Annotated in this window: 18 protein-coding genes and 1 riboswitch; all 18 genes read right to left on the bottom strand. The window is 50.6% G+C overall.

All coding sequences use genetic code 11. From position 1 onward, the window contains the following. Positions 1-214: 214 nt before the first annotated feature. Positions 215-1,885 (bottom strand): AarF/ABC1/UbiB kinase family protein, encoded by a 1,671-nt coding sequence (locus tag MKY73_RS00890; RefSeq protein ID WP_339305189.1) that lies wholly within the window; start codon positions 1,883-1,885, stop codon positions 215-217. Further along, a complete protein-coding gene (locus tag MKY73_RS00885) occupies positions 1,886-2,266 on the bottom strand; it encodes a polyhydroxyalkanoate synthesis regulator (protein WP_339305187.1) in 381 nt (126 codons plus the stop codon). It lies immediately after the preceding gene. 72 nt (positions 2,267-2,338) lie between these two features. Further along, on the bottom strand, positions 2,339-2,977 hold the full coding sequence (locus MKY73_RS00880; protein ID WP_339238365.1) for a ThuA domain-containing protein: 639 nt from the start codon (positions 2,975-2,977) through the stop codon (positions 2,339-2,341). Between the two features lie 44 nt (positions 2,978-3,021). Next, positions 3,022-3,741: an SDR family oxidoreductase gene (locus tag MKY73_RS00875; protein ID WP_339305185.1), complete on the bottom strand. Its 720-nt coding sequence runs from the start codon at positions 3,739-3,741 to the stop codon at positions 3,022-3,024. 183 nt (positions 3,742-3,924) lie between these two features. Then, a complete protein-coding gene (locus tag MKY73_RS00870) occupies positions 3,925-5,424 on the bottom strand; it encodes a cobyrinate a,c-diamide synthase (protein WP_339305183.1) in 1,500 nt (499 codons plus the stop codon). Positions 5,425-5,883: 459 nt separating this feature from the next. Next, a complete protein-coding gene (locus MKY73_RS00865; RefSeq protein ID WP_339305181.1) occupies positions 5,884-6,972 on the bottom strand; it encodes a cobalamin biosynthesis protein in 1,089 nt (362 codons plus the stop codon). After that, the gene (gene cobM, locus MKY73_RS00860; protein WP_076332461.1) at positions 6,965-7,762 is read right to left on the bottom strand and encodes a precorrin-4 C(11)-methyltransferase; all 798 of its coding nucleotides are present in this window, start codon (positions 7,760-7,762) and stop codon (positions 6,965-6,967) included. Before cobM ends, MKY73_RS00865 begins: the two co-directional genes overlap by 8 nt. Then, on the bottom strand, positions 7,759-8,490 hold the full coding sequence (gene cobI / locus MKY73_RS00855; RefSeq protein ID WP_339305179.1) for a precorrin-2 C(20)-methyltransferase: 732 nt from the start codon (positions 8,488-8,490) through the stop codon (positions 7,759-7,761). The genes cobM and cobI overlap by 4 nt, the downstream gene beginning before the upstream one ends. Positions 8,491-8,585: 95 nt before the next feature. Then, entirely contained in the window at positions 8,586-9,869 is a 1,284-nt protein-coding gene (gene cbiE / locus MKY73_RS00850) for a precorrin-6y C5,15-methyltransferase (decarboxylating) subunit CbiE (protein WP_339305178.1), read from the bottom strand. Next, positions 9,832-10,968 (bottom strand): cobalt-precorrin-5B (C(1))-methyltransferase, encoded by a 1,137-nt coding sequence (locus MKY73_RS00845; RefSeq protein WP_339305176.1) that lies wholly within the window; start codon positions 10,966-10,968, stop codon positions 9,832-9,834. The genes cbiE and MKY73_RS00845 overlap by 38 nt, the downstream gene beginning before the upstream one ends. A 1,295-nt stretch (positions 10,969-12,263) precedes the next feature. Continuing rightward, positions 12,264-12,911 (bottom strand): precorrin-8X methylmutase, encoded by a 648-nt coding sequence (locus tag MKY73_RS00840; protein ID WP_278297837.1) that lies wholly within the window; start codon positions 12,909-12,911, stop codon positions 12,264-12,266. 71 nt (positions 12,912-12,982) lie between these two features. After that, positions 12,983-13,753: a precorrin-6A reductase gene (gene cobK, locus MKY73_RS00835; RefSeq protein ID WP_253441487.1), complete on the bottom strand. Its 771-nt coding sequence runs from the start codon at positions 13,751-13,753 to the stop codon at positions 12,983-12,985. Further along, the gene (locus MKY73_RS00830) at positions 13,750-15,033 is read right to left on the bottom strand and encodes a sirohydrochlorin chelatase (protein ID WP_339305175.1); all 1,284 of its coding nucleotides are present in this window, start codon (positions 15,031-15,033) and stop codon (positions 13,750-13,752) included. The genes cobK and MKY73_RS00830 overlap by 4 nt, the downstream gene beginning before the upstream one ends. Positions 15,034-15,325: 292 nt before the next feature. Beyond that, positions 15,326-17,257 (bottom strand): precorrin-3B C(17)-methyltransferase, encoded by a 1,932-nt coding sequence (gene cobJ / locus MKY73_RS00825; protein ID WP_339305174.1) that lies wholly within the window; start codon positions 17,255-17,257, stop codon positions 15,326-15,328. Positions 17,258-17,659: 402 nt separating this feature from the next. Further along, a riboswitch (cobalamin riboswitch) is annotated at positions 17,660-17,850 on the bottom strand. 199 nt (positions 17,851-18,049) lie between these two features. Then, positions 18,050-18,886: a uroporphyrinogen-III synthase gene (locus tag MKY73_RS00820; RefSeq protein WP_339305173.1), complete on the bottom strand. Its 837-nt coding sequence runs from the start codon at positions 18,884-18,886 to the stop codon at positions 18,050-18,052. A gap of 131 nt (positions 18,887-19,017) precedes the next feature. Beyond that, on the bottom strand, positions 19,018-20,220 hold the full coding sequence (locus tag MKY73_RS00815) for an endospore germination permease (protein WP_339305171.1): 1,203 nt from the start codon (positions 20,218-20,220) through the stop codon (positions 19,018-19,020). A gap of 53 nt (positions 20,221-20,273) precedes the next feature. After that, positions 20,274-20,495, bottom strand: coding sequence for a hypothetical protein (locus MKY73_RS00810; RefSeq protein WP_339305169.1), 222 nt, complete (start codon positions 20,493-20,495; stop codon positions 20,274-20,276). Then, positions 20,488-21,687: a Ger(x)C family spore germination protein gene (locus MKY73_RS00805; RefSeq protein WP_339305167.1), complete on the bottom strand. Its 1,200-nt coding sequence runs from the start codon at positions 21,685-21,687 to the stop codon at positions 20,488-20,490. Before MKY73_RS00805 ends, MKY73_RS00810 begins: the two co-directional genes overlap by 8 nt. Positions 21,688-21,691: the final 4 nt, after the last annotated feature.

Genomic DNA, 21,691 nt, shown 5'->3' with positions numbered 1-21,691 from the left:
CTCTCTCAGAAAAACCGGGTCCGTTATTCTACTGACCTATTATTATAGTCACTGGGATGAATATGTACTAATACAGTTAAGCCTTAAAAATAAAACCTTATCTCCTATTATCTTAATATTTCTGTGATATACTCATCCATCCTCTATTCACGAAAAATAACCCGCAAAGATCCTTTGAAGAAGGTCTCTTTACGGGTATTCTCGCGATACTATGTTAGAATCTTCCTGATTTGAATATCGAATAGAGCAGGAAAGCCACCATCAGAATCGCCACCAGGAAACCAATCTCAATGACCGGAATATCCCATAGCATCGTGGACTGATGACTGATCGACGAACCGATAATCAAGCCGACCATAATGATACAGAAGGCAAGTAATACGATACTAAACGACAGCCGATTACTAATCTGGTCCATTCTGCGCATGAGGGCATCCAGTTCAGGGACACTGATCTCCAACCTCAGCTTGCCTTTGCTAATAATGGATGATAACTGTCTTAACTGCCCTGGCAGACCAATGACGCTCTCGGCCATATCAGCCGCACTGCGGAACAACCGATTCTTGATTCTTCCTGCGCTAAAACGTTCCTTAATCAGCTTCCGCCCAAAGGGCTCGGCCATATCCACAATGCTCAAGGAAGGATCGAGATGTTCGATCACACCTTCCATCGTCAGCAACGATTTACCAAGCAGGAGAATATCGGCAGGCATCACGACCCGGTGCCTCTGAGCTACGGCGAACAGATCATTCAACGCCTGACCCACACTGATCTTGGAAAAGGGAATATCGTAATATTTGGTACGCAACTTGTCCAAATCCACATGAAGACCGCGCAGATCCATGTCATCTGGCATCATGCCAAGCTTCTCAATGGCACGGATCATGCTGTCCGTATCTTTGCGCATTAACCCGATGATAAGCGAGGCAAGCTGCTGTTTCATCTCATCGCTCAGACTGCCCACCATGCCAAAGTCGATAAAGGCAAGGCGCCCATCCTTCAATACCATCAGATTGCCCGGATGTGGGTCAGCGTGAAAGAAACCATGAATAAAGATCTGATTCAATAAGGAGTCCACCAGCCGCTCAGCAATGTTATTCAGATCATGGCCGCGTCTGACCAGTTCTTCACGATCATTGAGTTTGATGCCTTCGATATACTCCATCGTAAGCACACGGGACGATGTCTGATCCCAGTAAATTGTCGGGATTTTGACCTTGTTGTCCTGTTGGTATTGCTGTGCAATCTTTTCCGTATTCCGGCCTTCGACCGTATAATCCAGCTCAGCCATCAGTGCCTGAGCATACTCTTCTACCATCTGTGGGATCTGATATTGCTTCACCCAGTCCCAGCGCTTCTCTGCCATGGCTGTCAGCTCACGCAAAATATCCAGGTCACGCTGCACAATACGCGATATACCTGGCCGCTGAATCTTGATGGCTACCGATTCACCGCTTCGAAGTTTGCCCAGATGCACCTGGCCAATGCTGGCTGCAGCTACAGGGGTATCCTCGAACCGGGAAAAGATCTCCTCCAGCGGTGTATCCAATTCCTGTTCCAAAATACCCCGTGCCGTCTCGGAAGAGAACGGCGGGACCTGATCCTGCAACTTCACCAGCTCGCGAATGACAGACTCAGGCAATAGATCTGCCCTTGTGCTTGCGAGTTGCCCCAGCTTGACGAAAGCTGGCCCCAGCTCCTGCAGCACAAGTCTGATGCGTTCACTCAGCGTTTTGGTGGTATGTGCTTCACGCGACATCCACCGTCTGGGCAGAGCCAGCAACTGGAACAGCCCCAGCTCCTCGACCATATAACCGAAGCCATGACGCACCAGCGCCATGGCAATTTCACGGTATCTGCCGACATGTTTGATTCGCACGGCCATCTACTCGATCTCGTTTCCTTTGAGAGGAGGAGGAACTTCAAGTGGAGCCGGGGATTCATCAGGTTGAAGCTGTGGTGAGTGGCCCAGTTCGGCAAGTTTTTTCTCCAGAACGGCAACACGCTGTTCCAGACTGGCTACATCGCTTTCGGATGCCACACCCGCTTCCTGAAGCACGCGCTTGACCTGTTCCTGAATCACTCTCTTGAACTGGCCTTGCTCTTCATCGCCCCGTTCCATCAGGCGTTCAACCAAAGCTTTGGATTCACCGGGCGCAAGTTCCCCGCGCTTGACCAAATCATCCACGGTTTTCTCAATTTTTTCTTTGCTTACGACAGTAAGTCCAAGCCCTAACGAGATCGCCTTTTTGAACAAATCGCTCATTTTTGTCATCCTCCTCTTCGTTGATCTCTATATTATACCCCTTCTACTCCGCATGCAAAAATGTCCGTCCGATCAGACGTAACGTGCAGCCCATTTGCCTGCTTGCAGAAGTAACTTGCGGTACGTTTCGTGTGCAAAAGACGGTACATGGTGACCCGGCATAAGATAAACAATACGTCCAACACCATATCGATGAGCCCAAACCGCAGGCTTCGGTCCATCTTCGGATTGATATTCCAGCAATATTTTAGTTTCGGCAAAAGAACCAAACTCGAACTGATACGGTTCTTCTTCCATTGTGAAATTCGAGATCCCCTCCGTCACGGGATGGCTTTCTCCCGTTACCGTGAATTCAAGTGGTGCATAAGCCGGATGATGCAGGAACTTGGCACCGATCATCTGTTTGAGTTCATAACGATTTTGGAGCGAAATGCCGTTATGTATAATGACCAGTCCACCCCCATTACTCACATAGGACAACAAACCTGCTGTCTGCTGTGGAGAGACTTTCCCCTTCCAATCGTCCATGTAGGAGATACACACATCAAACCCGGTTATATTTTCTTGCAGCAGCATATTCCGGTTCTCACTGCACTGCACAGTCATCGTATCATGGAAAATTCGGCTAATCTCCGCATCCACGCCCTGAAGCGGGTGCCAGTCCGGATGTGTATAATCGCCTAGTAGCAATGCTTTTTTACGTTGATCCATTCAATCAATCTCCTTTCTTATTCACCTCACTGTATAAAAACCAACTACCAGGGGAGTTTCTCTCCCTTGTAGTCCACATATGCGGGCTGATCTCCTTTAAATTGTTCATGGCGGTCGATAAGTACAGCGATATGCTGTGCAGATTGCTCGGGCGTGAGATCCGCAGAAGCATCCAGTTCACCCCGCATATAACTCTGTACCCAACCAGGATGTACAAGCATCACTTGTCCACCTTCATCCTTCAGACCATTGTGCACGAGACGGGCCTGCATGTTCAAAGCAGCTTTGGACATACAATAGGCAAACCATCCATCCCGACTGCATTGCTCTATACTTCCAGCCTCGGAAGAGATATCTACAATCAGTTTGACCTGTCCTTGAAGAAGGAGGGGTAACAGGGAATGAGTCACGCGCAGTGTACCTAAGGTATTCACATTAAATACTTCAGCCATCTCCGCCATATTCATCGGCCCGCGGATATGATCCGTAATACTTCCTAGTATAGCCGCATTGTTGATCAGCATATCCAAATGATTCGTATCCAGCTTCAATGTCTCCGTGAACAGAGCCACCGACAGGTCATCCGCAATATCCAATTCGATGGCGCGCAGATGGTCAGGATATCCGTCTGCAAGCATGCGAATTCCCTCGGAATCTTCCACGTCCAGACCTGCCGCATACACGAGATATCCTCTCTTCAGCATCTGTGCCGTCAAAGCGAGCCCCAATCCCCGAGCAGCTCCGGTTACACATACAGTTCTCATCCTGATGTCCCTCCCTCGCATAATGATTCTGTCTTTAACTCATTCCACATATTCATCTGAAAACCTTTAATTCGGAAATGGGATCGCCAACTTCACGACCAAAGACTCATGAGATAAAAATCAGATTAGAGCCATTTTGCTTATTGAATTCATCCATCGTTTTGAACTGTCTAACCGTTGCTTTCACTCCTGAATATATCGCTCCTTCCGATAAGCCTGACAATGCTCCACCCATCTTCGTGCGGCTGCCGGGTAAGAGCCCAGATGAACGTGCGTATACCCCGCCACGATGTTGCCAGCGGCATATCCCTCTTGCTTCAAACCACGTAACCCCTTGGTCTCATAGGCATAAGGAATCGTTTCTTCATCACGATAGCTCATCGTGGAATAATGGAATTCATGACCCCGAAGTACCTCACCCTTTTTCAGTAAAAAGGAATCCTGAACGCTACTCGCTTCACGATAGCCAAGCGCAGCTCGCTTCTTCTGCATCTGTACCTGTGCAGGGATAATACCCGCCATATCAAAACGAATTCCCTCACGGTTGGTCAACGTTTCCCCAAGTACCATATAGCCGCCACACTCGGCAAATAAAGGCATGTTGGACTGTGCCGCCTGTCGAAGTCCATCCAGGAACCCTTGGTTACCGGCAATCTCTGCTGCAAATTCCTCAGGGAATCCACCCCCCAAATAGATGCCGTCCACATCCGTTGGAATATCTTCACCAGCGAGTGGACTGAAATATTGCAATCTGGCCCCGGCTGCTTCGAGTAATTCCAGATTATCAGGATAATAGAAATTAAATGCTGCATCGCGCGCAACGGCTATAACAGGCTGTACCTCATATGATACATGTCGATTATTAACGTGGATCACTGCATCCGAATGTGCATCGGAATCCGAGCCTGATTCAGCATGATCTGAATCCGTGTGGTCAGTGGTGGCAGGACTCGTTTCTTCTGCACTTAACGGCGGTGCGCTTGCCGCCAGTTCCAGCAGAAGATCCAGATCGGTGCCTTCCATCAGCACATCAGCAGCACGTTGGAATAATGGCTCCAGTTCACCACGTTCAATGGCAGGCACAAGTCCCAGATGTCTCTCCGGGATGGACATGTCTTCGTCCCGCTTCAGCCAGCCAACCACCGGAATGCCACACATCTGCTCAATGGCTTTTTTCACAATGGTATAATGCCCCGCACTTCCACACCGGTTGACGATCACTCCGGCGATATTTAATTCAGGCTCCAACTGTTGAAAACCGAGTACAATTGCCGCCGCACTGCGAGCCATGCTGCGTACGTCCACAACCAGGATCACAGGGGTCTGTGTCACCAGAGCAATCTCTGCAGTCGAACCTGTATTGCTGAGCGGATCTTTGCCGTCGTAGAGGCCCATAACGCCCTCGATAATGGAAATATCATGTCCGGCTGATGCCTTCTGGAACGTATCCCTCACATACTCAGGCGAGGTCATCCATGCATCCAGATTACGTGACGGTCTGCCCGTAACGGCAGTATGATAGGTCGGATCAATATAGTCCGGGCCGCATTTGAACCCTTGTACACTCAAACCACGCTGGGCGAGTGCTCTCATCAGCCCTAAGGTTACTGTTGTTTTTCCTGCACCACTTCCGGTGCCTGCAATGATCAGTCGGGGTCTGGCGTTACGATCTGCAATGGTCATTGTCATTTCCACCTTTTCTTCGATATAACAAAAGCTTCTGATCGAAGCACTATCAAGGATGTACATTCGTGTTTTAGTTGCTGCTTTTCTTGCGATTATCGAATCCTTCAGCTCCGCTGAAAACGTATAAATTCTATAATCTAAACAAAACCGCATCATACACCGATGCGGTCAAAGTTAATGCACAATTTGTATTCATGAAATGAATGTTTACACAATAACGGAGAGGACAGAAATAACCTGAAGAAGCGGAGCCAAAAGCTTTCTGAAAGAAAGCTGCTTCGTAAGCATACGCTTCGCCTAAAAGCTTTCTGAAGAAAGCTACATCGGAAGCATACGCTTATCACCGGATTTTACCCTTTGAAAGGGAATCAAAAAAATTCGGGGATAACAGCGATCGGAAGGGTATTCTGTCATCGCAGTGCTATGGTGTAAAGTAGATTCACTTCATGCATATCTCTACTTAAATAAAATGCGTGCAACGGAGATCGTCAGATTACCGCTCTTTTTCTTCTCCAGCAGCCAATGATCCGCTCCGGAGGAAAGCAACGCCGCAGGTTCACTTACGCCATATGCTCCCGTATATTTGAATACCGTCTCGGATGGATTAGCGAGCTTCACTGTATTCAGTTCCTCAGGGGTGTAGGTTACGAGTTCCCAGCCATATTTGGTGCAGAGCCCCAATAGGCCTTCTTCATCTTTTTTCAGATCAATCGTGGCAATGTTGCGCACACTCTTCGCGGAAAGGGATAACTCTTCCAAGGTAGCAAGGACTTCCTGCTCCAACTCCTCGACAGATGTGCCGCGATTACAGCCCATGCCGAGCACGAGGCTTTTCGGACGATACAATACACCATTGGTAAGAAAACGTTGCTCTTCTTCTGCCGAAAGCAGACGGTCACTAACGAGCAGCGCAGCATTGAAGGGGAAGGATTCCGTTTCCTCCAGACTGCTGAAGACACGGATATGATCCGGCACGGGTTTGTTATATCTCCACCAGTTCCGCTCCCCCGTCTCCTGAATGAGAGCGACAGGTTCTTCATTCACAACAGCCGCACTGACAGGGGTTGCCTTGTCGAAGCTGTCTACGATCCAGCCCAATTCCCGGCCAAACATGTCCACCGGAATGGTGCCTTGCACGTCTGAAGCTGTCGTGATGACGGCACGTGCGCCGAGTACCTCCGCGACCTGACGAGTTAACTCATTTGCACCGCCGAGGTGACCCGAGAGCACGCTGATGACATTTTCGCCGCGGTCATCAATGACCAGGACGGCAGGATCAACTTTTTTGTCCACCAGGATCGGAGCGATCATCCGCACAACCGCACCCAGTGAGATAAACAGAATGATGCCATTATATCGTTTGAACAGGTCAGGCAAAATCAGCTTCACCGAGCCTTCGAACAACTCATAACCCAACTGTTCCTCATCGCCACGAGCAAACTTGCTCATATAATACACGTCTGTACCCTGGAACTGTCCTGCCAGATTACGCACCATCTCCACACCATGCTTCGTGATGGCAACAGCTGCAAACGGATTACTCACCAGACTTCACTCCCTTGCGATAACCATGGGTGAAGGATTTATCGTACAGCTTGGAACGGTGGGCATCCCGGTTCACGAGATCCGGGTCAAGCGCCCAGCCTGCCAGAATCATCGCATGCATTGTAATGCCTGCGGCACGCAGATCCGCTGCCAGGTTGGCAAGCGTGGTCCGTACAATCTTTTGATCAGGCCATGTTGCCCGCTGCACGACTGCCACAGGTGTATCTTCGCTCCAGCCTGCGGCGAGGAATTCAACCACGACTTTTTTCGCCAAAGTTGCACTCAGGAAGAGCGCCACCGTACAGTGATGGGATGCCAGATCACGCAGTTTCTCCCGTTCAGGCACAGGAGTACGGCCTTCTGCACGTGTCAGAATAACGGTCTGTGTGAGTTCCGGTACAGTCAATTCAGCTCCTAACGCAGCGGCCGAAGCAAAGACCGAACTCACACCCGGAATGATCTCATATTCCACGCCCTGCTGTTTCAGCAGAACCATTTGTTCCAAAATTGCGCCGTACATCGCCGGGTCACCCGTGTGAACACGAGCTACACTGCGACCCGCACGAGTGGCTTCACACATCAGCTCAACCTGACGCTCCAGATCCATACCAGAGCTTTGCAGCACTTCTGCTTCGGGCTTCGCGGTTGCGATCAGTTCGTCATTCACAAGAGAATCCGTATACAGCACCAGATCCGCACTTCTCAAAATGTTGGAACCTTTCACCGTAATCAGTTCCGGGTCACCCGGGCCTGCGCCTACGATATAAACTTTTGCTTCCAATGTCTTCATTTGCTCACCACCATCAGGCTTAGATATTCCAGCTCCTGCCCTTTCAGTTCACGGGCATCACGCCAGACGAGTTCATATGGAGAAGTGACTTTGGTAACAACCGAAGCTTTGCCGCCGAGTCCCATCTCCTCCAGCAGTTCCAGCATCGGATCAAGCACCTTCGCCACTTTGATAAATACAATCGTATCGTGATGCTCAATCGCCTGTCGCATCGCTTCTTTATCCGCTGTAGCCGGAATAATGCCCACCTGCTCATCTCCGTCTGCCAGATGAATATCCAGTGCAGCCGCAGCACCCAACACAGATGAGATGCCAGGAATTGAACTAATCGGCACTTCAGGATGCAGCTCTCGCATCAGCCGGGCCAGATGAATAAATGTGCTGTACAGGTTCGGATCTCCTTCGGTTACAAAAGCAACATCCTTGCCTTCCTTGAGCGCGCCCCAGCATGCTTCAACCGTCTTGCCCCATTCGCGTTCAAGCACAACCGGGTCCTTCGTCATCGGAAAAATCAGGCCAAGCATCTCTTTTTCTTCCGGGTTCACATACAGTTCCACGATCTCGTGGGCGTACGATTTACCGCCTTTACGTTTCTTTGGATAAGCGACCACGGGACATTCCCGGATCATCCGATATGCTTTCACGGTAATCAGCTCCGGGTCTCCCGGCCCAACACCGACGCCATACAGTGTACCGATGGCTTTGTGATCGGACAATTTATGTTCCAATGGTTCTGCGGAAGTGCTTCCCCACGCTGTGTTTCCTGTTGTGCTTGCAGTTGTTGTGCTAATGCTGCTCTCCCCCTTCTTCGTTCCATGCCAGACTACTCTGCTCCGTTCGCCGTTTCCGCCTCTTCTGCTGCGATATATTGTCCTGTGATTACGTAAATCGGATTCAATCCGTCAAAACGCGTCATGTTCAGGATCGGCTTGCTGCGCGCCGTCTGAAGTAACGTCACGGAGGCGTCCATGCCTGCTTCGCGCATCGCCTTCATGCTGTCATGCAGCGTCTCGATGGTCGCTGCATTCACTACGAGGCGTCCCTCCGGGCGCAGCCGGGACGCACACAGGGCGATCAGCTGGCCGAGTTCGCCGCCGCTGCCGCCAATGAACACCGCATCCGGATCCGGTAGTTCGTCCAGCCCCGCTGGTGCTTTGGCATGAAGGACGGTGAAATCGGTCCGGAATTTGAAACGGTTGGCCTCGATGTTCACGAGGTCACCTTCGTTCTTTTCGATGGCGAAGACCTGACCCCGCGGCGCCAGCCGCGTGCACTCCACCGCCACCGAGCCTGAACCTGCGCCGATATCCCACACGATGCTGTCCTCGCCCAGTTTCAGCTCGGACAAGCTGAACGCGCGGACTTCACGCTTGGTGATGAGGCCTTTTTCGGGTTTGCGCTGATGGAATTCCTCATCTGCAAACCCGAAGCCTTTGCGCGGCGCAGGTGTATCCTTGCGGCGCAGCAAAATCACGACGTTCAGCGGGCTGCATTCTGCTGCTGCCAGCTCGCCCAAGGTGTAATGGCGGGCGCGTTCGTCTGCCCCGCCCAGGTTCTCGGCAACGTAGGCATCATACTCGGTCATGCCGAACTGTTGCAGATAAGCCCCGATCGCAGCGGGGCTGTTGTGCTCATCCGTGAGCAGCGCAATTTTGGCTTTGCCATCGATGCGCTGTGCGAGGCCTTTAAGCGGGCGTCCGTGCACGCTTTCGAGCACGGCATCGTGCCAGCTCTCGCCAAGCTGGGCAAATGCCAGCTGCAGCGAACTGAGATTAGGCCGGATCTCCAGTTGATCCGGGCCGATTTGGCGCGCTAAATACCCGGCGATGCCGTAGAACAGCGGGTCACCCGAGGCAAGCACAACGACGTTGTGTGTGGCCTGTAACGCTTTTATTTTCACAACGAGATCGCTTAAACCGCTCTTAATCGCTAACCGTTCACCTGCAAATGCAGGGAAATACTCCAGCTGGCGCTCTCCGCCAACGAGTACATCTGCTTCCTGAATGAGATTCAGGCTATCCGTTGTCAATCCTGCCGCGCCTTCTTCACCCACGCCAATAATGCGGATTTTACGATTCTTTGCTCCAGTTGCTGTCTTCGAGTTCACTGATTTCCGCCCTCCCCAGTTCCATTCCTTTCATTGTTACCAATACCACTTCCACCGTCACGCCGCCCCCGGCATGTTCAAGACAGTGCCGACAGGCGTACGTACATAACTTTTCAAAATAGGGCAAGTACCCGGCTTCGGTCATCATATCTGCCACCTGAGTCGCCGTGTTGGCTTCCTCGATCGCTTGCGCCAGTTCATCTCCGGCTCCAGTCTCGCGGGCCACGGACGCAAGAAATCCAAAATCCACCGGCGCACTCTTGGAGTGCACCATCATGACGCCTTGGGCCACTTTGGCAAATTTGCCCGGCATCCCAACCAGCGTAATGCGTTTCATGCCCAACCGTTTACCGTGTTTGATCGCAAAGCCGACAAAGTCGCCCATCTGGATAAAAGCTTCCTCCGGCAGTTCCGGCATCATCTTCATGGCGTATTTCTCACTACTGCCGCCTGTTGTCAGCACAATATGTTCACATCCGGATGCCTGAGCAACCGAGATTGCCTGCACCACACTGGCTCTGTAAGCAGAGGTGGAGAACGGAACAACCACGCCGCGTGTACCTAAAATGGAGATGCCGCCCAGAATACCGAGCCGGGAATTCAGTGTCTTCTTGGCCATCTCTTCGCCATCCGGCACGCTGATCACAACCCGCACGCCTCTGGCTGTGCCGTGTTCGGCGAGCACCTGGGTGACGGCTTCGGTAATCATACGGCGCGGAACGGGATTGATTGCCGCTTCGCCTACAGGCACGGGCAGTCCAGGCTTCGTGACCCGGCCTACGCCGATGCCCCCATCCAGCTCCATGCCCGGCTCGTCCCGCCACGACACATGTGCGATGATCTTCGCCCGGTGTGTGGCATCGGGGTCATCCCCGGCGTCCTTGATGGTGGCACAGGTTGCTACGCCATTGGTCAGTTCCTGCTCGATCAGTTCGAACGAGTGGTCAAAGCCCGCGGGCAATGAAACCACAGCCTGTGCCGGAATAACACCCGTTAACAGGAGCTGCGTCGCTCCTTTGGCAACGGCTGTGGCACACGCACCTGTGGTGAAACCGGAACGCATGGGTTTATCGGGATCTGGTGTATTGCCGCCTATCATGGGTTTTGAACCTCCCGTCCTTTAGTTAGCTAGATTGCATTACGCTGCGTGCATGGGTGATGGCTTTTGGCGCTTGGGTGACCGCTACGGGTACGGATCGTTCTTATGATCGCTGTTGTCTCCAGATTTCTTTGATTCCCCTTTTTTAAAGGGAGAAATCCGGAGACAAAGGCGACCGCTCCGCTTCTTCAGAATCGATTCCGTCCCCTTCGCTGCTGCCTGCTCCTGCATTCACCTGGCACAGTGCATAATGCCACCTCTTGGGCTAAACATTGCCCTGAGGGTTATTTTGGGTAACTGATCATTCCATGCCAGTAGGACTTGGCATGGAATGTAGTTACGTGGTTTTTTTGCTTGTGTAGACTTCTACCTTGGGTGGACCGCTCCGGGGCTGAGTAATTTTTATGATCGCGGTGTCCCCTAACTCCTACCTGCGTCTGTATCCTTCTGGTAAAGTGCATAGTGCAACCTCTTGGGCTAAACATTGCCCTGAGGTTATTTTGGGTAACTGATCATTCCACGCCAGTAGGACTTGGCATGGAATGTAGTTACGGGGTTTTGTGTTTGTGTAGACTTCTATCTTTGGTGGACCGCTCCGGGGCCGGATCATTTTCATGATCGCGGTTGTCCCCTTCGCTGCTACCTGCTTCTGCATCCACCTGGCACAGTGCATAGTGCAACCTCTTGGGCTAAACATTGCCCTGAGGTTATTTTGTGGTAACTGATCATTCCACGCCAGTAGGACTTCGCATGGAATGTAGTTACGAAGTTTTTCGCTTGAGCGTGTGCTGTTCTTTTTGCTAGTTGGTGATACTTGAGGTTGATTACCTTATGACGGTGAACCGTGCTTACCCGTGCAAACTGTTTCAGTAATGCGTCATGAGTGGATGCCTTTTGATGAAATCTACATTTTTAACGAATCGAGGGGACGCTATTTGGGCATTATTCCACAAACGAAAATTGTAACGAATCGTAGTGAAGTTATTTCACTAGAAGGACGTTGTTTTCACCACTTTTTGGCGTGTTTTACCGGAATAGCGTTACTCAGGTTCGTTAAAATATGAAACGGGTGATAAACCGGAATATAAGGTTTGTGAGGTTCGTTAAAGTCCGTTAAAGTTCGTTTAAAGACGTTAAGTTTTCTAAAGTTTCCTATAATCCGTTAAGAAGGTTCGTTAAGGTTCGTTAAAGCTCATTACGTTCGCTAGAATTCGTTAAAGTTTGTATCGCTCGTTTGTTTGCGTGACGATTGCCTCTATTCACCTTTGGTCGTTACTTAAAATTACTTAAAACGACTACGCTTTAACAGCCATCAGGGAGATGGCGTTCAGGGCGGCTACGACGATGGTGCTTCCGCCTTTGCGGCCGATGTTGGTGATAAACGGGATGTCGAGTTTGCGCAGCTCGTCTTTGGATTCTGCTGCGGATACGAAGCCGACGGGCATGCCGATGATCAGGCCAGGTTTGGCTTCGCCTTCTTTGACCAGACGGATCAGTTCCAGCAGTGCTGTTGGTGCGTTACCAATGGCGTAGATTCCGCCTTCGTATAATTGATTCGCTTTACGTGTTGAGATAATTGCGCGAGTGGTGTTCAAGCGCTTGGCTTCCTCCATCACATCCGGATCGGAAATATGTACATGCACGTCTCCGCCAAAACCGCGAATGCGATCCTTGCTTACACCAGCCTGAATCATCTGTACATCAGCAATGACGGATTGACCGGCGCGAAGTGCTGCAATTCCTGCTTGAATGGCATCCGGGTGGAACACCATGCTCCGGCCCAGTTCGAAGTCAGCCGAGGCGTGAATGACACGCTGTACCACTGGGTATTGCTCAGCCGTGAAAGGATGCTCACCCAGTTCCTCCGTAATCATCTCAAAGCTTTTTCCCTCAATCTCCTGTGGCTGTACGGTCAACGGTTTAAATTCCGTTTTGAAATCCATGTGCATTCCACTCCTTCTACTCGTTGTGTCATTCAAAAATTCATTATTCAAATTAAAACTATTGGGGTGCCCTACTGCACCAATACACGCTTCAACTCATCCAGTACACCTTCAAAATGATCAAACACCGTTCCAAATTCAGCTTCAGGGCGTGAAATCAATACGACATGAATGCCCAGCTCCAGTGCAGATTGGATTTTCTCATCCACCGCTCCGGTCTTGCCGCTCTCCTTGGTCACCATTACCGTCGTCGCATAGTGCTTGTACAAGGCTTCATTCATTTCACGGGAAAAAGGTCCCTGCATCGCAATAATATTGCGCTGTTCAACGCCAAGCTCACCGCATTTCTCCATATTATCGAGACGTGGAAGCATGCGGGCAACGAGACGAATATCTGGATCACCGAGCAGGTGCTTGGTGAAAATCTGTAACGTTTTGCTACCTGTCGTCAGCATGACCGAGCCCTTCAATTCTTTGGCCTTGAGTGCAGCTTCATCGTAGGAAGACACAACATGCAGCAATGCGTGATCATCGTAAGCCAGACCTGTGCGCTCATAGCGAATATATGGAATGCCCGCCTGTTTCGCTGCTTCCATCGCATTGGCATGTGCTTCTTCGGCAAACGGATGACTTGCATCCACAATGGCGCGGCTACCTTTTTCACGCACAAGTTCCACCATGGCTTCCACGGTCAAACGGCCTGTCCGAACAGGTAATCCGGCCTCTGTCAGGCTATGTGCAGCACTGTCCGTTACGACAGAAGTCAGCACGTCTGCACCTTGCTGCTGAATCTGTAGAGCGAGTTCCCTGGCATCACTCGTACCACACAACATGAAGATCATGGACGATTCACCTGCTCCGAAGTTGCTGCAACCTGTGACTGATCGGGAGAAGCCTCTTCTTGTGCGATTCCTTCTGCATTATCCTGGTTGTTCCGATGGATTTCTTGCTCGTGATGCGTATGATGCAACTCTTCATCGTGATCATGATGATAATCGAGTGACGCTTGACGATTGATGGCTGTATGCTTATGATCCTGACCGTGGTCATGCTTATGTGGATGGTCATCATGTGCATGTACATGCTGGTGGTCATGATCATCATGATGATGCGAGTGATCATGGTCCTTATGATCATGGTTGTGCGCATGGCTGTGTTCATGATGGTGGTCGTGACTGTGCTCATGTCCATGATCGTGGTCGTGATGATGGTCGTGGTCATGATCATGGTGATGATCGTGGTCATGCCCATGGTCGTGATCATGATGGTGATGATGGTGTTTGGCCGCTTCCAGTCTGAATTGGCAGTTGTCACAGTTAGCAGTTACACGTCCGTATAACCCCTCATGGGCTCGCTCCAGTACCAGTTCAACCAGCTTCGGGTGGAAGCCAAAGTATCCGCCAACCTCAACCTGAATGTCTGGATGTGCCGCTGCAAATTCCGCTGTCATTTCATCAATGCGCTTGATCAGTACACCTGTGAACAGGAAATAAGGCATGATGATGATTTTCTTCGCGCCCAGCAAGAGACAGCGCTCCAATCCATCCGGGAATGAGGGCTGCGTCACGCCGATAAAGCTGCTTTCCGTCCACTTGTACGGCAGTTTCTCCCATAACATCCGGGTCATTTTGAAAAAGTCACTGTTGGCATCCGGGTCACTGCTTCCCCGTCCAAGCACCAGGACGGCAGTCTCTTCATCCGTCACCGGAGCAGGTGGAGCTGCTACCGCTGTACCGCCTTGGGATGCGACAAGTACAGGTTTTGCCTCTTGCAGACGGGTCTGCATAATTTGCACGACTTTCTCGTGAACACCGATGGGACGTCCATATACGAACTCTACCTGCGGATAACGTGCCTTGGCGCGGTCAATCGCATTAGGAATATCAATCTTGGCATGACCGGCAGCAAACAGAATGATCGGCACCAACACAACACGTGTTGCACCTCGGTCCACACAAGCGGTAACCCCATCAGCAATACTTGGTCTCGTTAACTCCAGAAAACAAGTCTCCACCAACGTATTCTCAGGTGCCTTCGCTGCTACCTCATGTGCAAACTCCTTCAGTTCCCGGTTCCCCTCGGGATCACGGCTCCCGTGTCCCACCAACAATATTGCATCCATCTTTCGTTATTCCTCCCCCGTCTGACCCGCAGATCAGACTTTTCATATTCATTCAGCACTCCAGGTCATCCGGATAAAACTGCGCCAAACCAGTCATTCCATCCATTCACTGCATTACTCGTAAAAATCAATCCATCTATGTCAGCTGAAATCCAGCGAATATTGCAAAATATTAGATAGGTCCTGACAAGCTGCACCCTCATGTCTCCACGAAAGAAGTCGTGCAGGCAGGGACTTAATTAATGCTTACTCAAGACTTATTTAGAAATTTAGTAAGGAATTAAGTATGGAATTAGTCACCACATATCGGGTTTACTTCCACAGTGACCGGTGCATCGACATGGCGGAAGCCCTGAATTACACCAACTCGTTTGAAGAACTTGTGGAATCGCTCATTCGGATGGCCCTTTTCCTTGTAATCTGCCACAATACGTTCCACAATGCCACCAATCTGATCACCCGGAATTCCCTCCGCTACGGGCTGGGCAGGGTGAGCATTGCGGCCAAATTTCTTGCCGCCGAGGAATAAGTCATATGCACCTTTGCGATACACGATGCCGATATCCTCCAGTACTGCCCCGTAACATGCCATACCGCAGCCATTCAGCGCCACACTCGTTTCTTTGGGTGCACCCAGTCCGCCAATCACAGCCTGCAAATGGTTAGCCATCGGGACAGCATCGTCCTTCTCCATATTGCAGAAGTCACAGGCCTTCACCTTGATGACATCACCAATCGGTACAACGATAAAATTCGCTGCACGCAGCTCTTCAACCAGCGAGTCCGGTTCAAATGTCGGCACTCTCAGAATAATCTGGTGCTCCGGCGTGTACTCCAGTTCGCCGTCTTCACTTGCACACTGCGCCAGCAGCGCCATCTGGGCTGCGGTGAATTTTTTGTTGCCCACGCCGGGCGACACGCCGACTTCGAACAGCGGCGCCTTACGCCCAGGCTCGGGCGCGGTGCGTACCGCCGTTGCGGTCGCAGCCTGCGTTGCACTTGCTTCTCGGCTCGGCGCTGCTGCATCCAGCCAGCGGCTCGCCGATTCGCCCGCGAGTGCGCCGCCTGCCGCGAGCCGTGTCAGCGCCTCGGCGGCCAGCGCAGCTGCGCTGGCGCGTGGCGCTGACACGGCTCGGCCCGGAGCGGCCTCTGCCGCAACGGGCGCAGGTCGCTCGCCGGCAAGCACGGCGGTGCCAGCGCTGCTCGCCGGGCTTGCCGCAGGCATAGTGGCAGCTGCCCCTGCGCCAGCGGGCGGCTGCCCTTGCGGAGCCGTGCCCGCTCCGGCGCTTGCGCCGCGCAGGGCTGGCTCCGCCTGTGGCTGCGCGGCCGATGCAGCGCTGGCCGCGCTCTCGCCCGCTGCCTCGCCGGAGGCGGCAGCGCGGGCTTCCCTTGCGCCGAGCGACCATGGCTCGGCTTCCGTGCGTAGCCGCTCATGAGGTCTGAGCGACTGTTCCGCGGTGTTCAGCGTATATTTCCGCTGATACCCGCGGGGGGTGACCATGAGTCCTTCGTACATCATGGTCGAGGAGTTGCCGATAATCACGGTCGTCAGCATGCCGATATCATGATTCAGCATATCCTCCAGTGTGGTCATGACAACGTCCTGACGCTCACGGTATGCACTTTTTACCAGACCTACGGGGGTCTGTGGGTCACGATAACGCAGGATCATTTCCTGTGTCTCCACGATCTGGCGTGTGCGCCGTCCACTGCGTGGATTGTACAGGGCAATGACAAAATCAGCGGACGCTGCCGCTTCGACCCGGCGAATAATGGTCTCCCACGGCGTAAGGTGATCACTAAGGCTGATCGTACATGCATCATGCATGACAGGGGCACCCAGCAGTGATGCACAGGACTGAATGGCCGATACGCCCGGAATAACCTCGACGGCAACACCCGTATCCGGCTTCCAACCTTGCTCCATCAGCACCTCGTACACCAGTCCAGCCATACCATACACACCTGCGTCACCGCTGGAAATTACGGCAACAATTTTGCCCATCTCCGCCTGTCGAACCGCTTCTTGTGCACGGCTTACTTCCTCCGTCATGCCTGTACGCACAATCGCTTGTCCGTTCAACAGAGGGCGAATAAGATCCACATACGTGTTGTATCCGATAATTACCTCACTCTCTTGAAGTGCTTCGAGTGCCCGCTTGGTGATATGTTCCATTGCTCCCGGGCCGAACCCGATAATCAGCAGCTTGCCTTGATCTTGCATGATTTCTCCTCCTTCATCACACTTGTCGTACTGATCTAAACAGTGAAAAAGGACGGCTATGCCGACCTTCTACCCCGCTGTACTGCATGTTCAACTCGTCAGCTCTGTTTACTCAGACTATCGAACAAGGCTCTTACATCACCCGTTATGATCCAACTAATCTATTCCTCTACCTGCAATTTCCCGACACAGGGTAGGTATTGCAAGGATGTGCATTTATCTAAAAAAACAAAAAAATCCCATCCTTGTAACGGATGGGATACGCATGTACGTACACTCAAGAACACAGCCCCAGACTCCCGAAGGGTAGTCCTGTGACTATGTGGCCTGGAGGGGCCAGCCGGGCGAACCGATTGTTCGCCCAATTCCTGATTCTTCGTACACCACTCCTTTCCGCGAAGGGTTTGGTGACACATGCAAGGTAGGTCTCCTGGCTTTGGATCATCAGCTTCCTTTTCTGTCTTCCCCGGTTTTCCGAGTGACTTGGATCAAAAAGGGCTTCACCATTACAGTGGCGGGACCGCTCGGGACTTTCACCCGATTCCCTGTTACCTCTTGCTGCACGCAAGAGCACCTTGCTTGTTTTCATTCAATATTGTTTTCATAATAACACCGTGCAGGAAATAATGTCCATGCTTATGATACTTATCCATTCTTCTATTTTGAGACAAAACAGAAAAAAGTCCTGATCCAAAAATCGGATCAGAACCCGGAATAACCTATGCATATCCCATTCGTTATAACCATCCAACAACCCTTGCATTGAGTTCGTTTCTGTTAACGACTCAACCTTTATTGCTGACCGCCAACCTTGTCCGCACGCCCTGCGGCAAAGTAACGTCCAAGTTCAACGATGAGTGCACCCATCTTCTCTTCCTCCGGAATGACCAGCGCCTCAATGCCTTCTTCACGCATGGAGTTTGCTGTAACTTTACCTACGGATGCAGGAATTACGCCTTGTCTGAAAGCGGCAAGCAGCGGCTCAAGCTTGTCCTGGGAGGCCGCATATTGCGTCAGGAATCGGACCTGCGGTCCACTTGTGAACGCAACAGCATCTACCTCAAACTTTAGAATCTCATTCAACAGCTGTTCAAGCTCTGCCTCTTCCGGCGGAACATGGCGGTAAGGAAGCACTTGTCTGACGATTGCACCTTGTTCTTCCAACCATGCAACGAGTTTGGGAGCTGTCTCCCCATGAAGCTGTAATATGACCTTTTTCCCTGCGAGATCATGCGGGGCGAATTCTCGAATGAGCCCGTCCGTACTACCGTCATCATCCCGTACCAGGGGCGTTAATCTGCGCTTCTTGAGCGCATTCACCGTCTTGTATCCCCTCGCTGCAATGGAGGATTCCGATAATACATCCAAAAATTGTCCCGCGATTTCCATATCCTCAGCCATTTCAAACAATGCATCCAATCCCATACCCGTCGTTAACACCGCCCAGTCTGGCGGGTCTGAGATCCAGGATACCAGCCCGTCCCTGATATTTCGATCATCCAGAAATACCGTTCCCTGTGCCGGTCGCACAAGCGGAATACCGCCCATTTTTTCAACCAGTATGGACATTTCTTTCGATTTTCGCGGTCCTGTCAATGCTACACGTACACCTGCCAAATGTTGAGCCATTCATGTTCCCCCCGTTAGTCCAGCCGAATGTTCATCAGTCTGACTACAGTATACAGGGTACTTCTGCGGAGGGAAACTGCGCTTACCCTCTTTTTGCCCATTTCATCTATAACGATTTTTGATGGAATATATCAGGAAGGCTGGAGTTCTCCACCATGAGAATCCTGCCTTTTTCTCTCTCCATTCTTCTCCGAATCAGAGGAGCCTTGCCCCTGCTCATGCTTCTCTTTCTTGGACTGGTTTCCCGATCTCTGTTGGGTAGATTCTTTTTTATCCTTTTTGCGAGGACGAAGGAAAAGAAACAGCACAATGGGAAAAAGCACTTCAAAAACAATGGCAATCCATGTCCATTCACGAGTAAATCGGTTAAGCTGAATTGCATTCTTGAAGAACCAAAAGGCACATACGAACCCTACCAGCGCCACAGGGCCAGTCATGACCTTTCCCGATACATTCGGAATCATTCGCTTCAGTCCCCAACAGACAAAGTACAGATCAAATGCAATTTTGGTAATCATGGTAGGCAGGGTCGCCGCTGCCAGCGCCAGGTCAAACCGATCAAGGAAATCACTTATTTGCAACTGCCTTGCCAGCTCATAAGAAGGGTATACCAGCCTGGACGCAATAGGTACACCTATCGACGTAATGGTTTCCACTAGAATCAGCATCATCAGCAATCCCGAGATGATAATGCCCCATAGCACAGGTTTGAAGCGAAAGTCACTGCCCTTGACGACAAAAGGTAATGCGATCATCTCTCCGTAAAATGAAAATATGTACCAGCTTCCCTTGCCTACTCCTGCGACATCCACGTGAAAATAAGGCATCAGATTGTCCATATTGATCTGCTGGATAAGCATGAAAGGAACAATTATCGAGTTTAAGAGAAACAGAGTAACGTACAGCTCCGCCATACCGATTAACGAACCGAGTCCACCTCTGACAATAAATACTGCCATGATCATAAGTGACAATACAACGATGGAAATCGGTGTCGTCTCTAATAAAGTTATGCTTACATAATCACCAATCAATCGGATATCTCTTGCGAATATGAAGAAAAAAAACAAAATGTACATTACGCCTGCGAGCCTTCCCATAAACGGGAACCGGTCAGTAAGCGCCTCAAATAGATCCTGATTCGGAAACCTCCGCTGTACCCGGCTTATCATCCACATCGATGCAATCATCACTACAGCCACAGGCAGATATGAAAGGTATGCATGTTGTTCCGCGTAGTAAATAGCCTGAGCATGGGGCTGTATTAACGTACCTGAAATACTGAGCAGCAGTATAAGCAGCACGATCTGTCGATAAGTCACACTTTGATTCATACCCTACCTCCTTTCCATCATGTAAGCTCGACTCAGAATCTTTCTGAACCCATCTAGGGTAAAGGCAATAATCGCTGGATGACATGACTGATCCATACCGCCACAAAAAAAGTTTTGCTTAAATGCGTTACATAGAACCATATTCCTATTCCAGTTAAGATCAGCCCATAGGATATCCAGCGATTAATGACTGCCGCCTGCTTCAGATGTCTGAAGTCCATCACAATCACGACAATAACCATTCCCAGGTATGTGAACAAAAGCGGTTTAATCATGTATGACCTCCCCCTCCATGACACCGATCGGTTTATTGATCACCCCTACATTCTCAATAATGACATGAGGGGTAACGCTGATCTCAACTTTAGGATAAATATCATCCCATCGATCCTTGATTTTGTCCCATTCGGCTGGTAGATGTTGATGGATGGATCGGCCGATTCCGAGAATATCGGCATGATATTGCTCCTGAACCAATCGTATACCTTCCTCGATGTCCAATTTTATTTTATGGTGGATCGCTTCATTTAAATTTATAATCTCATTCTCGCGTCGGTCACCATAGTTGGATTCGTTATCCACAAGAACTCCCTTGGCATATAGTTCAATGTTCACGGTTATCTTGTCATCCTCGATATGTGGATGCAGCGAAGAGTTATTTTCATTCAACTTGACGAACATATCTCCTTTTCCGTGGGGAGCCTTGACCATAACCTCTGGTGCATTTGCCTCGCCCATGGCCAGAATGAGCGCATCAGCAGGTGCCTTGTCAATCATACCTACCAACTTGTCTTTTTTAAAAATGGCCAACCCATCCAGCTTGATATTTGTTTTGGTGTCTTTCCAGTTCTTCGGCACCGTGTCAACAATTGAAGCTATGGGTAAAAATGGATCTATGCCTTCACTAAGAATGGCATCGATGAACGTCTTGAGTGAACGAGGATTACGCATATTCAAAAAACATAATTCCCGAACCATCTCAGATGGGAATTTTTCTATGGGTGCATCCGTGTCCATAACCTTATATGCTTCTCCTCTTGTCACCACCGGTAACGCCGAGAAACGGTTAAGCGGGTAACGTGTCAACAGATCCAGCATAGGGGCGACTCCCGATTTTGCTAATTCCTCACCGATTAACAGGGTTCGACGATGGGCGTAATATATTGTACGTGACAGTGCCTTTTGCCCCTCCAGAGATGTACCCCTCAGTGTCTTCGCGGTATTGGACAATATGAACCAAGATTTATCCCCACTTGTCCCCCCGCCACCACCAGAACTCCCGGTAGTACCGGATTGTCCAGGCAGGGCAATTTGGAGACTGGATCTGTAATTGTCCTGTTCCTTATCAACAGCTATGCCAATCACAAAAGCGATATCATTAATTTCCTTCCGATCCCAACAGCCTGCTATGAAAATGGTAAATAGCAGTAACATCAACACAGTGCGGAATTTACGAATAAGAAACATGTGT

The organism is Paenibacillus sp. FSL R5-0519, assembly GCF_037974275.1.
Classification (GTDB): Bacteria; Bacillota; Bacilli; order Paenibacillales; family Paenibacillaceae; genus Paenibacillus.
This window is presented reverse-complemented; position numbering and strand designations above follow the sequence as displayed.

Coding starts and splice junctions, on each gene's coding strand:
- MKY73_RS00890 (WP_339305189.1), bottom strand. CDS start 1,885: ATGGCCGTGCGAATCAAACATGTCGGCAGATACCGTGAAATTGCCATG.
- MKY73_RS00885 (WP_339305187.1), bottom strand. CDS start 2,266: ATGAGCGATTTGTTCAAAAAGGCGATCTCGTTAGGGCTTGGACTTACT.
- MKY73_RS00880 (WP_339238365.1), bottom strand. CDS start 2,977: ATGGATCAACGTAAAAAAGCATTGCTACTAGGCGATTATACACATCCG.
- MKY73_RS00875 (WP_339305185.1), bottom strand. CDS start 3,741: ATGAGAACTGTATGTGTAACCGGAGCTGCTCGGGGATTGGGGCTCGCT.
- MKY73_RS00870 (WP_339305183.1), bottom strand. CDS start 5,424: ATGACCATTGCAGATCGTAACGCCAGACCCCGACTGATCATTGCAGGC.
- cobM (WP_076332461.1), bottom strand. CDS start 7,762: ATGAAGACATTGGAAGCAAAAGTTTATATCGTAGGCGCAGGCCCGGGT.
- MKY73_RS00845 (WP_339305176.1), bottom strand. CDS start 10,968: ATGATAGGCGGCAATACACCAGATCCCGATAAACCCATGCGTTCCGGT.
- MKY73_RS00840 (WP_278297837.1), bottom strand. CDS start 12,911: ATGGATTTCAAAACGGAATTTAAACCGTTGACCGTACAGCCACAGGAG.
- cobK (WP_253441487.1), bottom strand. CDS start 13,753: ATGATCTTCATGTTGTGTGGTACGAGTGATGCCAGGGAACTCGCTCTA.
- MKY73_RS00830 (WP_339305175.1), bottom strand. CDS start 15,033: ATGGATGCAATATTGTTGGTGGGACACGGGAGCCGTGATCCCGAGGGG.
- cobJ (WP_339305174.1), bottom strand. CDS start 17,257: ATGCAAGATCAAGGCAAGCTGCTGATTATCGGGTTCGGCCCGGGAGCA.
- MKY73_RS00820 (WP_339305173.1), bottom strand. CDS start 18,886: ATGGCTCAACATTTGGCAGGTGTACGTGTAGCATTGACAGGACCGCGA.
- MKY73_RS00815 (WP_339305171.1), bottom strand. CDS start 20,220: ATGAATCAAAGTGTGACTTATCGACAGATCGTGCTGCTTATACTGCTG.
- MKY73_RS00810 (WP_339305169.1), bottom strand. CDS start 20,495: ATGATTAAACCGCTTTTGTTCACATACCTGGGAATGGTTATTGTCGTG.
- MKY73_RS00805 (WP_339305167.1), bottom strand. CDS start 21,687: ATGTTTCTTATTCGTAAATTCCGCACTGTGTTGATGTTACTGCTATTT.